Raw genomic sequence first — 13,643 nt, forward strand, 5'->3', positions numbered from 1 at the left:
CAACATTTGGTAGCTGAGCAATAACCTTGCCAAAAATGAATTGGTGCTCGATTTGAGCAGAGCTAACCAGTTGGTCAGCTTTTTGCAGAAGCTCTGGAAAAGAACCTGATCCGGGCGCCCGCCTTATAAGTGCAAGGCCCCGGAATCCCCTTTCCAGACAGCAGAAGCGGAGACCAAGGTGATCGAATTTGTTCTCAACGGCCGTGCCGAAAAAATTGACCAGGCCGACCCAAACCAGAGCATTCTGGAGTGGCTACGCACCAAAAAGCGGCTTACCGGCACCAAGGAAGGTTGCGGCTCCGGAGATTGCGGCGCCTGCACCGTGATTACCGGGGCGCCAGACAATAACGGTCAAATTCGCTATGAAGCCATTAACAGTTGCATCACCCTGATTGGCAGCCTGCAGGGCAAACACCTGCTGACCATTGAAGCCTTTCGGGAACAGCCGGCACACCCGGTTCAGCAGAGCCTGATGGACTGCCACGGTGCACAGTGCGGTTTTTGCACCCCCGGCATTGTCATGTCATTGATTGCCCTGCACAGCGAATCTGCACCGGGCGACGCCGACGACCACAAACTGATGGAGGCCCTGGCCGGAAACCTGTGTCGCTGTACCGGCTACCGGCCGATCATGGAAGCCGGCCGGCAGGCGCTGGTGCAAAGCTGGCAACCAGGGTCCGATAACCACCCTGCCCGGTATCTGGCCAGGGCCGATCAAGCGGATGGGCTCGCTACGGCTGACGACACCTCGATGACCAGTCTGGAAGCCCGGAACGGCAATCAATACTACGCCCCGGCAACCCTGCCTCAGCTCAAACGCCTGTTGCGCGCTCACCCGGATGCCCGGCTGATTGCCGGAGGTACGGACCTTGTGCTGGAGATCACCCAACAGCTGAAAACCCTGCCCAAGCTGATCAGCCTGGAGCGGGTGCGGGAACTGAATGGCTGCCAGCTGGAAGAAAACCACCTGGTGGTCGGTGCAGCCACCCCCTACCGGCAGTTCCACAGCCAGCTGTCCGGGCTCTGGCCGGCCTTTGACCATCTGCTGGAACGGCTGGGCTCATTGCAGGTGCGCAACCGGGGCACCCTCGGCGGCAACATTGCCAACGCCTCCCCCATTGGCGATATGCCGCCCGCCTTGATAGCGCTCGATGCCACCCTGGAACTGGAAGGCCCGGAGGGGGCCAGGGAACTCCCGGCAGAACAGTTCTTCAAGGGCTACCGGCAAACCGACCTGCAGCCCGGCGAGTTTATCCATTCCATCCACATCCCCGTTCCCGAGCCCAACCAGCGCCTGTTCATCTATAAGGTTTCAAAACGGCTCGATGACGATATCTCCGCGGTGCTCGGAGCTTTCCGGCTGACCCTTCGGAACGGTGTGGTTCAGGATTGCCGGCTCGCCTACGGCGGTATGGCCGCAACCCCTGCCCGCGCACGCCTTACAGAAGCCGCGCTGCTGGGCAAACCCTGGAATCAGCGTTCGGTTGAGCAGGCTATAACAGCGCTGAGCGACGACTTCTCGCCGTTGACCGACGTGCGGGCTTCTTCCGCTTACCGGTTACAGGTCGCGGGCAATCTGCTTTACAGGGCACTACTCGAAAACTCCGACCTGCATCACCTGGATACCCCGCTCATGGTGACCGACTATGCGTAAACTTCCGCTCAATACCCCCACCCCAGCCCACAGCGCTCTGGGCGTAGTGGGCACCGGCGTCGAACACGACAGTGCCTGGCTGCATACCAGTGGCCAGGCCCGGTATATCGATGACCTGCCAGCACCGGAAGGCCTGTTGCACGCGGCCGTGGGCCATAGCGAACAGGCCCATGCCTGGATTCTGGAGCTGGACCTGTCCCGGGTTCATGCGTCCCCTGGCGTTGTCGCCGTGATTACCGCAGCCGATGTACCCGGCCACCTGGATATCGGCCCGGTGTTCCCCGGCGATCCGGTGCTGGCCCAGGACACGGTTGAACACATTGGCCAACCCCTGTTCGCCGTTGCCGCCACCAGTCACGAGGCGGCTCGCAAAGCGGCCCGCAAAGCCATCGTGAAGTATCAGCCACTGGAAGCCGTCATCACCGTTCAGGATGCTCTGGAGCAGCAGCTGTTTGTGCGGCCGGGCCGGCGCCAGCAACGGGGCGACCCGGACCAGGCCATCGCCGGCGCCTGCCACCAGCTTAAAGGCCAGCAACACATCGGCGGTCAGGAGCACTTTTATCTGGAGAGCCAGGCCTGCCTGGTGGAGCCCACCGAAGATGGCGGCATGTTCGTCCATACCTCCAGCCAGCACCCCAGTGAGGTGCAGAAGCTGGTGGCTGAAGTGCTGGGCCTGCCCATCCATTGCGTGCAGGCCGAAGTACGCCGCATGGGGGGCGGCTTTGGTGGCAAGGAAACCCAGGCAGCACCGCTGGCCTGTGTGGCCGCACTGCTGGCCCGGGTGACGGGCTGCCCGGTCAAATACCGCTTGTCGCGCTCAGACGACATGGTGCAAACCGGCAAACGCCATGATTTCTTCAACACCTACCACATCGGTTTTGACGACTCGGGGCTGATCAAAGGCGCGGACCTCATGGTGGCCGGGCGCTGCGGTTATTCTCCGGACCTTTCAGATGCCATTGTCGACCGGGCCATGTTCCATGCCTGCAACGCCTACTACCTGGACCAGGCCCGGGTGGTTGGCCACCGGTGCAAGACCCACACGGTATCGAACACCGCGTTCCGGGGCTTTGGTGGCCCCCAGGGCATGATGATCATCGAACAGGCCATGGACGACATTGCCCGCCATCTGGGCAAAGACCCCCTGGATATCCGCAAACTCAACCTGTTCGGCCCCGGCCGCGATGTCAGCCACTATGGCCAGACCATCGAACAACAGGTGCTCCCGGAACTGATCGCACAACTGGAACGCAGCTCCGCTTACCGCCAGCGGCGCCAGGAAATCATTGCCCTGAATGCCCGCAACCCGGTGCTGAAACGCGGGCTGGCGCTGACCCCGGTGCAGTTCGGCATCTCCTTTACCGCAAAACACCTGAACCAGGCCGGTGCACTGGTGCACATCTACACCGATGGCAGCATTCAGGTAAATCACGGTGGTACCGAGATGGGCCAGGGCCTGTACATCAAGGTAGCGCAGGTGGTCGCAACCGCCTTTCAGGTGGACGTGGCGCGGGTCAAGGTTTCCGCTACCCGCACCGATAAGGTACCGAACACCTCCCCCACGGCGGCCTCTTCCGGTTCCGACCTCAATGGCATGGCTGCGCTTGATGCCTGCGAAAAGATACTGGGTGGCCTGACCGCCTTTGCTTCATCCCACTGGAATGTGCCGGAAGAGCACGTGCGGTTCCATGCTAACCAGGTTCATATCGGAGACCACTGCCTGAGTTGGGAAGACTTTATCCAGACCGCCTACATGCACCGGATATCCCTGTCCTCCAGCGGCTTCTATGCCACACCGAAGATCCACTATGACCACGACGCCGGTCAGGGCCGGCCGTTTCTGTACTACACCAACAGTGCCGCCTGCTCCGAGGTCGTAGTCGACACCTTGACTGGTGAATACCGGGTGCTGCGTACCGACATTCTGCACGATGCCGGGCGCTCCCTGAACCCGGCCATCGACATGGGTCAGATTGAAGGCGGCTTCATTCAGGGCATGGGCTGGCTCACCACGGAAGAGCTGGTGTACAGCGCCGAAGGCCGGTTACTGACCACCGGCCCAGCCACCTACAAAATTCCCGCCGTTTCCGATTGCCCGCCAGACCTGCGGGTAGCGCTGCTGAAAGACAGCCCCAACCACGAAGCCACGGTATTCCACTCCAAAGCCGTGGGCGAACCCCCGTTCATGCTTGGCATTTCAGTGTGGAGCGCGCTTCGCGACGCGGTATCCAGCCTCAGCGACTACCGCTTCAGCCCGCCACTGGACACGCCGGCCACACCGGAACGTGTACTGAATGCCGTTACCGAAACCCGGCGCTGGGTAAACCAACAGGAGAACGGACAATGATGGCAACGCCCCTTAACTGGCACCAGGCGGTCGCCCTCTGTGAGCAGCGTGGTGAGCCCTATGCCCTGGTGACCGTGCTGGGTGTGACCGGCTCGGTACCGCGGGAGCCCGCCACCAAAATGGTGATCACCGGAGAACACTGTTACGACACCATTGGCGGCGGCCATCTGGAGCACCGCATCTGCCAGCAGGCCCGGGAGCGTCTGGCCAAGGGGCTTTACCAGAGCGAACTGGCGCATTTTCCCCTGGGCGCAAGCCTTGGCCAGTGCTGCGGCGGCAGTGTGTCGGTGCTTCTGGAAACCCATCCGGGCAGCCAGCAACAACTGGTGATCTTTGGCGCCGGCCACGTGGCCAGGGCCCTGGTGACCATCCTGGCGGAACTGCCCTGGCGCGTTACCTGGGTTGACCCGCGACCAGAACAGTTTCCAGCCGGACCACCGGCCAATGTCCGGATTCACCACACCGATGACCCCGCCGGCGATGCGCCTGAACTGTGCAACCAGCAACAGGTGTTGATTGTCACCCACAATCACCACCTGGATTTCGAGCTTTGCCGGGCTCTGCTCACGGCCGGTACCCCCGCCGGTATCGGCCTGATCGGCTCTGCCACCAAGGCCGAACGTTTTCGTCAGCGCCTGGCCCATCGCGGCTTTTCGGATACCGACATTGCCCGCATCCGCTGTCCTGTGGGGCGGTCCGACGTGCCGGGCAAACGCCCTATGGAAGTAGCAGTTTCCATCATGGCTGAACTGCTCACCCTGACAGCACAGCCCGATAACCCTGCGTCCAAACGGGGCATTTCCTGGCAACAACTCAAAGGCCTGCTGCCCGAAAAAGAAACCGGAGACCTCCCTTCATGAACCTTGGTGATTTCAATCAACTGCCAGCAGCCGAGGCGGAACCACTGCTGCGGAACTGCTGCGCAGCAGAGACCTGGGTACAAGGCATGCTTAACGCCCGCCCTTTCATGGATCGCAACAGCCTCTACGCCGCGTGCCGGCAACTCTGGCCGATATTGACGGAAGCCGACTGGCTGCAAGCGTTCGAGGCCCATCCCAGAATCGGCAATCTTGACAGCCTTCGGAAAAAATACGCCAGCACCCGAAACCTGGCCGGCGACGAGCAGGCCGGCACCCGGCAGGCGGATGAAGACACCCTGCAAAGACTGAGCACCGGCAACCAGGCTTACCTGGACAAGTTCGGGTTCATTTTCATTGTCTGTGCCACCGGCAAAAGCGCCCCGGACATGCTGGAACTGCTGGAACAGCGCCTGTGCAACACCCGGGGCGAGGAGCTGCAGAACGCGGCACAGGAGCAGGCAAAAATAACCGAATTACGACTGGAGAAACTGTTATGAGCCCGATCACCACACACGTCCTCGATATCGGTAGCGGCAAACCGGCCGCAGGTGTTCGGGTTGTGCTGGAACGGATCACCGAAGGCGGCCCCGAACTCATGGCCGAAGGCGCTACCGACCAGGACGGCCGGATAACATCCTGGCTGCCTGGTCCGGTTGACTCCGGTCATTACCGGCTGCGCTTTGCCACCGGCGACTGGTACCAAAAGCGCAAGCTGGACTGCTTCTACCCGGAAGTGACCATCGACTTCACCGTTGCCGACACCGATAGCCACTACCACGTGCCCCTGCTGTTGAACCAGTGGGGCTATTCCACTTACCGGGGGAGCTGATAGACGTGGACCCATTACTTGCGTTTCCGGCGGGATGCCAGGCTTACCGGGGCAACATCCTCCATTTTCTCAACGACCCGGGCAACGCCCCCGAGCCCGAACCTGACAGTTACGAGTACTACCCGGACGGCCTGCTGGTCGTTCACCAGGGCCGGGTACTGGCCACGGGGCCGGCCCCCGAACTCATATCACGCCTGCCCGGCGGAACCGATATCCGGCACTGGCCCGAGGGCCTGATTATGCCGGGCTTTATCGACACCCATGTGCATATGCCGCAACTGGCGGTGATGGCCAGTTATGGCACCCAGCTTCTGGACTGGCTGGAGACCTATACCTTCCCCCATGAGGCCCGGTTCTGCCAGGCCGACTGGGCCCGGGCCGAAGCCAGCCAGTTTCTGGATTTGCTGTTGTGCCATGGCACCACCTCTGCCCTGGTATTCTGCACCTCGCACCCGGCCTCGGTTAATGCGGTGTTTGAGGGCGCACAAAGCCGGGGCATGGCCCTGACTGCCGGCAAGGTCATGATGGACCGGAACGCGCCGGCGAACCTGACCGACACAGCCCGGGAAAGTTATCGGGACAGCTGCGAACTGGCCAAACGCTGGCACAACCGCGGTCGCCTTCGCTACGCCATCACCCCCAGATTTGCCATTACCTCAAGCCCGGCACAACTGCAGCTGGCTGGTGAACTGGCACAGGCATTCCCGGACGCCCTGATCCAGACCCACTGGGCTGAGAATACCGGTGAAATCGAGCTCACCCGGCAACTGTTCCCGGAGCGCCACAGCTACCTGGATGTGTACGACCACTATGGTTTGCTGGGCCGGAATACGGTGCTTGCCCACGGCATCCACATTGGCGACCAGGACCGCCACCGGCTGGCGCAAACCGGCGCGTCTATCGCTTTCTGCCCCACCTCTAACACCTTTCTGGGCAGCGGCCTGTTCGATCTGGGCGCCGCCCGCGCTGCCGGTGTCCAGGTCGGGCTGGCGTCAGACGTCGGCGGCGGCACCAGCCTGTCCATGCTGGCCACCATGGCAGAGGCCTACAAGGTGTGCCGGCTCAGGGGCCAGACACTGACACCCTGGCTGGCCTTCTATCTGGCCACATTGGGCAATGCCAGGGTTCTGCAGCAGGAAGACCAGACCGGTAATTTCCGCCCCGGTAACCAGGCCGATTTTGTGGTTCTGGACCCGCTTGGCGCACCCATCACGGCGATGAAACACCGTGCAGGCCAAAGTCTGCAGGAATTGCTCTTTGACCTGATGATTCTGGGCGATGACCGGGCCATTGCCGCAACTGCCGTCGCCGGCCAGCTTCTCTGGCAGCGCCCTGACGCAGACGAACAACCTGCCCCCCTTTCTTTGACGGCAACAGGAGCCTGACCCTATGGAGGCGTATCTCACCGAATGGCTTGGGCTGATTATTCGCTGGTTTCATGTGATTGCCGGCGTCGCCTGGATTGGCGCATCTTTCTATTTTATCTGGCTGGACAACCACCTTCGGGAGCCGCCGGAATGGAAGCAAGCTAAGGGCATCAAGGGTGACCTTTGGGCCATACACGGTGGTGGCTTTTATGAAGTGGCCAAATACCATCTGGGCCCGGAGCAGATGCCCAGGGAACTGCACTGGTTCAAGTGGGAAGCCTACAGCACCTGGCTCAGCGGCATGGCCCTGCTGCTGTTGGTTTACTATCTGGGCACACCCGGCTACCTGCTGGACCCGGCCAAAGCCGATCTCGGTGCCGGCACCGGCGCCGCCATCGGGCTGGCCAGTATTGCCGCGATGCTTGGCATTTATGAGCTGATGATCCGCAGCCGGCTGGCCGGCAATGGCAAGCTGTTCGGTGCCCTGCTCTACGCACTCCTGGTGTTTGCTGCCTGGGGCCTGTTTCAGCTCTTCAGTGGCCGGGGCGCGTTCATTCATATCGGAGCGATGATCGGCACCCTGATGGTGGCCAATGTGTTTCTGGGGATCATGCCCTCACAACGCGCCCTGGTGAGCGCGGTTCGCGAGGGCAAAACACCGGGGCCGGAGGTTGCCCGGCTGGCAGGCCTCGCCAAGCTGCGTTCCACCCACAACAATTACCTGACCCTGCCGGTGCTGTTCATCATGATCAGCAACCACTACCCCATGTTGTATGGCCACCCCGAAGGCTGGGCCATTCTGGCGGCCATCGGTTTTATCACCGCCTTTGCCCGGCACTATTTCAACCTGAAACACCGGGGCATCCATAAGCCCGGAATACTGGTGTTTTCGGCCTTCCTGACCCTGGCTCTGGTATGGGTTCTCGCCCCTGACAACCGAAATTCTGACGCCGCTGTTGAACGTGTTGTGGCTACCGATACCGAGGTTTCCGGTCTGCTCCGCCAGCACTGTACCGCCTGCCATGCCCGAGAGCCGGCGCATCCGGCCTTTCAGGCACCGCCTGCCGGCATAGTACTGGAACAGCTGGCTGACCTGCTGGCCCATTCCGCCCGGGTGCAGCAGGCAGCCGTCCGCACCCATTACATGCCCCTGGGCAATACCAGCGGCATGACCGAGCAGGAGCGTACCGCACTGGGGGGCTGGCTGGATAACGCTGGCCAATAACGCCCTGGCGGCACCGGTTTGGTCCACAGGGCCAGGCCGGAGCGCCATTTCAGGGCACTCTCTTAACACCCGGTGGAGCCCGGAAGCCAACAAAATAGACCATGTGGTCAGGTTTTACGGCACTCGGGCCGGTGTTCCGGGACTCTGGTACGGCAATTGCACTTTCCCTGTGAGTACGCAAAACCTCTATTCCAAACACAGCGAGGAACACCTCCATGAAAGCAAAACAGCAAAAGCCCGGCCTGCTCAGGGGGCTGTCAAAAGCCGTCACTCTGGCAGGCGCCTTGGCCGCGAGCACCTTCGCCCAGGCTGATACCGACATTCGGTTTACCCTGGACTGGCGTTTCGAAGGGCCCTCTGCGCCTTTCCTGATGGCACTCGAAAAAGGCTACTTCAAGAGTGAGGGGCTCAACGTCACCATTGATGCCGGTAACGGCTCGGCAGGCGCGGTTACCCGCGTAGCCACCAATGCCTACGACATGGGCTTTGCCGACTTCAGCGCGCTGACAGAAACCACCTCAAAGAACCCGGAAACCGGCGTAACCGCTGTTTATATGGTCTACAACACCATGCCTGCGGCGGTGTTTGCCCTGAAAGACTCCGGTATTGAAAAACCCGAAGACCTGGCAGGCAAGACTCTGGGCGCCCCCGTGTTCGATGGCGGCCGCAAAGCCTGGCCGTCGTTTGCCCGGCATAACAACCTGGCCGTGGACTCCGTTGAGTGGCAATCGGCCGATCCTGCCATCCGGGAAACCCTGCTGGCCCGGGGTGAGGTAGACGCCATTACCGGTTTCTACTTCACCAGCCTGCTGAACCTCGAAGCCCGCGGCGTTGCGCCGGACAACATCGTGGCGCTGAAATACCCGGATTACGGAGTGGAGTTCTACGGCAACACCATCATTGCCCAGGATGCCTTGCTCGAACAGAACCCGGAGGCGGTCAAAGGTTTTCTGAGAGCCTTCAACAAAGCCCTGAAAGAAACCATCGCAGATCCTGAAACCGCGATTACCTATGTAAAAAAACGGGATGGCCTGATCAAACAGGACCTGGAACTGCGCCGCCTTAAACTGGCCATGGACAACCACGTGATCACCGAAGAAACCCGCGCGGAAGGTCTGGGCGCCATCACCGAAGCGCGCATGGAGCGGGCCATGGCGGACATGGTGGCCTCCTACAACCTGGAACCGTCAGACCAACTCACGCAGTTGTTCGACAGCAGCTACCTGCCATCAAAGGCAGAGCGCTCGATCGATTGACGCACCTGTGCCCGGGTGCGGCGCGCCCGGGCTCCCTGGCCTACCGGAGTTCCAGATGGACCTTGTCGAGTTTGAGAATGTAAGCATGCGCTATGGAGAGGATGGCCCGCTGGCGATCGAAAACATCTCCCTGAGCGTGAAAGAAAATGAGTTTGTGGCGGTAGTCGGCCCTTCGGGCTGTGGCAAGTCCACCCTGATGAAGCTGGTCACCGGGCTTGCGCCACCGAGCGATGGCTATGTCTATCTGGGGGGCAAGCAAGTGGCGGGCCCGCAGAAGGGTGTTGGCATGGCGTTTCAGGCCTCCAACCTGCTGCCGTGGCGCACGACCCTTGAAAACGTGCTTCTGCCACTTGAGATAGTGGCGGAGTACCGCCATAAGTTCCGCCGGGAAAAAACACAGTTCGAAGAACTGGGGCGCGCCCTGCTCAAGCGGGTTGGCCTTGCCGGCTGCGAACACAAATACCCCTGGGAGCTGTCCGGCGGCATGCAGCAGCGGGCGTCAATCTGCCGCGCACTGATCCACCGCCCCTCCCTGCTGATGCTGGACGAACCGTTTGGCGCACTGGATGCCTTCACCCGTGAGGAACTCTGGTGCATGGTCCGGGATTTATGGCAGGAAGAGCCCTTTACCGTGGTTCTGGTAACCCACGACCTTCGCGAAGCGGTTTTTCTGGCCGATACCGTATACGTCATGAGCAAGGGCCCGGGCCGGATACTGGTTCGCAAGCCGGTAAACCTGCCCCGGCCCAGAGAGCTTTCCGTCACCTACACCGATCCCTTTGCCGACCTGGTGTTCGAATTACGTGACCACATTGGCCGAATCCGGGAGGGATCCTGATGACCCTGGCTCAGCGCAAACGCCTGTTGATGAAAGCCTCGCCCTGGCTATTGCTCCTGTTTCTGGGGCTGTTCTGGGAGCTGGTGTGCTTCGCTTTCCAGATTCCCGACTACCTGTTTCCCGCCCCCACCGATATCTGGCGCTCCTGGCTGGAATACCGGCCACAAATCATTGAGCATGCCACCCAGACACTGTTCACCACCGTTGTCGGATTCGCCCTTGCCGTGGTATTCGGGCTGGTTCTGGGCATGCTGGTGGGTTCCTCACCGGTAATCTACAAGGCCGTCTATCCGTTGATGGTGGGCTTCAACAGCATCCCGAAAGTGGCTTTCGTGCCAGTGCTGGTAGTCTGGTTTGGCATTGGCACAGTGCCCGCCATACTCACCGCATTTCTGATCTCGTTCTTCCCGGTGGTGGTGAATATGGCCACCGGCCTGGCGACGCTGGAGCCAGAGCTGCAGGACGTTATGCGTTCGCTCGGCGCCAGCCGCATCGATATCCTGAAGAAAGTCGCCCTGCCCCGCTCCATGCCATACTTCTTCGCTTCACTCAAGGTTGCTATCACTCTGGCCTTTGTCGGTTCGGTCATCTCTGAAACCGTAGCGTCCAACGTTGGCATCGGGTACCTGATGCTGTCAGCAAGCTCGACGATGGATATGGGGCTGGTGTTTGCAGGCCTGGTGGTGATCGGCGTCATGGGCGTGGTGATGTACGAACTCTTCGCACTGGTCGAGCGACGGATGACCGGCTGGGCCACGCGCGGTTCCGACCCCGCTTTCTGAAACACACCCGCTAGTCAGCCAAAAAAGAGCCCCATTGATCGGGGCTCTTTTGTCAGTGTCTGATCAGAATCGTTACTGCGGCAGTGTTGCCCCGACGCCTTCCACGAACCAGTTCATACCCGCCAGTTCCTGCTCGGTCATGGTCACCCCGTCTGCCACTTTCAGCTCGCCGGCCTGGTCTTTCAAAGGACCGGTAAACGGATGCAACTCACCGGCGCCAATAGCCTCAATCACCTGGTTCACGGCCGCCGACTGCTCCTCGCTCAGGCGGTCGCTCAGGCCGATAATCTGGATCATATCCTCGTCAATGCCACCCCAGTGATCCTCTGGCACCCAGCTGTCATCCATGACCTTCTGAACCTGCTCAACGTAATAAGGCCCCCAGTTATTGGCGACGGATAACAGGTGGGCCTCCTTACCAAACTCCCGCATATCAGATGCCTGCCCGACACCCCAGTTGCCCCGGCGCAAGGCGGACATCAGAGGCGCAGGGCTGTCGGTGTGCTGAATCACCACATCGGCCCCCTGATCCATCATGGCGTTGGCAGCATCGGCCTCTTTGGCCGGATCAAACCAGGTGTTGGCCCACACCACCTTGATCTCGATATCGGGGTTCACCGACTTAGCCCCCAGATACACCGCGTTGATATCGCGAATGACTTCCGGAATCGGGAACGAGGCAATGTAACCCAGCACATTCGACTCGGTCACCAACCCGGCCGCCACTCCCGTTACATAACGCCCCTCGTAGGTCTTGGACAGATAGGTACCCACGTTATCCGCCTGCTTATAGCCGGTGGCATGCATGAAGGTGATATCAGGGAACTGTTCGGCAACCCGGATGGTGGGGTTCATAAAACCGAACGACGTGGTGAAGATAACGTCGTTGCCGGCCTGGGCCAGCATGCGGATGGTGCGCTCGGCGTCGGCACCTTCGGCCACGTTTTCCACATAGGTGGTTTGAACCTGGTCACCGAAGTGCGCCTCAACGGCTTTGCGGCCCAGATCGTGCTGGTAACTCCAGCCGTGATCCCCGATGGGGCCAACGTAGACAAATCCGATTTTCATCGGGTCTTCTGCCATTACGGAAGAAGATAAAGTCAGGGCAATGGCCGCTGCCAGACTGCGTTTCATGCTCATGCATCGTTCTCCTGAACCATTCTGAAGTTGTGTTGCACCGCCCTAAGCGGGTAACAACTTCAGATGGAGCAAAAAGCTGGCCAATTGTTCAGGTTTTTCAATGCATTGTTTTTAATGCATTTTCCATTGTCGCTTTGCCAGAATTTAAAAGGCCTGCACTACACCGGTGCGCAACGCCACACCGACAGGCAAGCCCCGGGGCAATAATCACCAGCGATCCCTTTCCTCCTCGTCTGCCTTCTCCTGCTCCGCCTTACGCTCCCGAATCTTCTCCAGCTTTTCCTTGGGAATCTTCATATTGGCGCTATCACGCAAAAACAGCAGGCTGCCGACAACCAATGCGAATGCAGCGAAAAGAAATAGCCAGCCAATGAGCGGCATAATACGGTCTCCTTGAATATCGGCCTTTACGAACAGTAGCACAGCCGGTAAAGGCGTGCTCCCGAACCCGTTTCCGCTATAATGCCCGGCCTGCTTACCTGAAACCGGAGTGCTCAACCCAACCATGCGCCAGACCATCGACCTGACTGTTGAAAGCTCCCGGCTTGCGGTAGATGCACTGGCGGAAGCCTCTGGCCTGCCCAAGCAGCGCATCAAGGATGCCATGGCCAAGGGCGCCTGCTGGTGGACACAGAAAGGCAAGCAGGTGCGGTTGCGGAAGGCCAAGCGGGAGCTGAAACCGGGCACTCGCATCCAGTTGTTCTATGATGACCAGGTTCTGGCGCGCCAACCGGAAGAACCTGAATTGCTGGAGAACAAAGGCCGTTACACTGTCTGGTTCAAGCCGCACGGGTTGCTGTCCCAGGGTTCGCAGTGGGGTGACCACTGCAGCCTGCTGCGTCTGGCTGAAACCGAACTGAACAAACCCTGTTTTCTGGTGCACCGGCTGGATGGGGATGCTGCGGGCATCATGTTGATCGCCCACGATGGTAAAGCCGCGGCAGCGCTGTCCCAACTTTTCTCCGGACGAACCATGACCAAGATCTACCGGGCCCGGGTAACCGGCAACCTGGTTGCCGACGACCTGCGGATCGACACGCCCCTGGACGGCAAAGCCTCGGTCAGTCGCGTGACTACCCTCACCTATGACGAAGATTCCGATACCACCGCGTTGGAAATCCGCATCGATACTGGCCGAAAACACCAGATACGGCGACACCTGTCCGGTATTGGCCACCCGATTGTCGGAGACAAACTTTACGGAACAGCAGATTCTGCCGGGCTGCAACTGACCGCAGTTGAACTGGCCTTCCACTGCCCGGTCACCGGCAGACCGGTATCTTTTGCGCTAACCAACCAGGTCTCATAAACAAAGAAGGCCAGCAACGATGCTGGCCTTCTTTCT

The 13,643-nt window shown here is 60.3% G+C and carries 13 protein-coding genes; 11 read left to right on the forward strand and 2 right to left on the reverse strand.

The features are described 5' to 3' along the window. The first annotated feature begins 178 nt into the window (after positions 1–178). The 10 genes from xdhA to B9Q17_RS03635 all read left to right on the forward strand — a co-directional run bounded on the left by xdhA (position 179) and on the right by B9Q17_RS03635 (position 11,158). A complete protein-coding gene (xdhA, locus tag B9Q17_RS03590) occupies positions 179–1,654 on the forward strand; it encodes a xanthine dehydrogenase small subunit (RefSeq protein ID WP_094624141.1) in 1,476 nt (491 codons plus the stop codon). Next, positions 1,647–4,001 (forward strand): xanthine dehydrogenase molybdopterin binding subunit, encoded by a 2,355-nt coding sequence (xdhB, locus tag B9Q17_RS03595; RefSeq protein WP_094624142.1) that lies wholly within the window; start codon positions 1,647–1,649, stop codon positions 3,999–4,001. Before xdhA ends, xdhB begins: the two co-directional genes overlap by 8 nt. Further along, positions 3,998–4,861 carry a xanthine dehydrogenase accessory protein XdhC gene (gene xdhC, locus B9Q17_RS03600; protein WP_232902245.1) on the forward strand — a complete coding sequence of 288 codons (864 nt, stop codon included), beginning with the start codon at positions 3,998–4,000 and terminating at the stop codon, positions 4,859–4,861. Before xdhB ends, xdhC begins: the two co-directional genes overlap by 4 nt. Further along, positions 4,858–5,358 carry a 2-oxo-4-hydroxy-4-carboxy-5-ureidoimidazoline decarboxylase gene (uraD, locus tag B9Q17_RS03605; RefSeq protein ID WP_094624143.1) on the forward strand — a complete coding sequence of 167 codons (501 nt, stop codon included), beginning with the start codon at positions 4,858–4,860 and terminating at the stop codon, positions 5,356–5,358. The genes xdhC and uraD overlap by 4 nt, the downstream gene beginning before the upstream one ends. Further along, complete coding sequence (uraH, locus tag B9Q17_RS03610) at positions 5,355–5,690, forward strand: hydroxyisourate hydrolase (protein ID WP_094624144.1); 336 nt, start codon at positions 5,355–5,357, stop codon at positions 5,688–5,690. Before uraD ends, uraH begins: the two co-directional genes overlap by 4 nt. A 5-nt stretch (positions 5,691–5,695) precedes the next feature. Then, positions 5,696–7,075, forward strand: coding sequence for a guanine deaminase (gene guaD, locus B9Q17_RS03615; protein ID WP_094624145.1), 1,380 nt, complete (start codon positions 5,696–5,698; stop codon positions 7,073–7,075). 4 nt (positions 7,076–7,079) lie between these two features. After that, positions 7,080–8,282, forward strand: coding sequence for a urate hydroxylase PuuD (locus B9Q17_RS03620; protein ID WP_094624146.1), 1,203 nt, complete (start codon positions 7,080–7,082; stop codon positions 8,280–8,282). A gap of 215 nt (positions 8,283–8,497) precedes the next feature. Continuing rightward, positions 8,498–9,538: an ABC transporter substrate-binding protein gene (locus tag B9Q17_RS03625; RefSeq protein WP_094624147.1), complete on the forward strand. Its 1,041-nt coding sequence runs from the start codon at positions 8,498–8,500 to the stop codon at positions 9,536–9,538. A 55-nt stretch (positions 9,539–9,593) separates the two neighbouring features. Next, on the forward strand, positions 9,594–10,376 hold the full coding sequence (locus B9Q17_RS03630; RefSeq protein WP_022989086.1) for an ABC transporter ATP-binding protein: 783 nt from the start codon (positions 9,594–9,596) through the stop codon (positions 10,374–10,376). Then, complete coding sequence (locus B9Q17_RS03635; RefSeq protein ID WP_094624148.1) at positions 10,376–11,158, forward strand: ABC transporter permease; 783 nt, start codon at positions 10,376–10,378, stop codon at positions 11,156–11,158. The genes B9Q17_RS03630 and B9Q17_RS03635 overlap by 1 nt, the downstream gene beginning before the upstream one ends. Positions 11,159–11,230: 72 nt before the next feature. Here B9Q17_RS03635 and B9Q17_RS03640 read toward each other — a convergent pair whose 3' ends face one another. After that, entirely contained in the window at positions 11,231–12,298 is a 1,068-nt protein-coding gene (locus B9Q17_RS03640) for a BMP family ABC transporter substrate-binding protein (protein ID WP_022989088.1), read from the reverse strand. A gap of 207 nt (positions 12,299–12,505) precedes the next feature. After that, positions 12,506–12,679 (reverse strand): DUF2897 family protein, encoded by a 174-nt coding sequence (locus B9Q17_RS03645; protein WP_022989089.1) that lies wholly within the window; start codon positions 12,677–12,679, stop codon positions 12,506–12,508. 124 nt (positions 12,680–12,803) lie between these two features. Here B9Q17_RS03645 and B9Q17_RS03650 point away from each other — a divergent pair, with 124 nt between their 5' ends. Continuing rightward, complete coding sequence (locus B9Q17_RS03650) at positions 12,804–13,607, forward strand: RluA family pseudouridine synthase (protein WP_094624149.1); 804 nt, start codon at positions 12,804–12,806, stop codon at positions 13,605–13,607. Positions 13,608–13,643: the final 36 nt, after the last annotated feature.

It is taken from the genome of Marinobacter vinifirmus, assembly GCF_002258215.1.
Taxonomy (GTDB): Bacteria; Pseudomonadota; Gammaproteobacteria; order Pseudomonadales; family Oleiphilaceae; genus Marinobacter; species Marinobacter vinifirmus.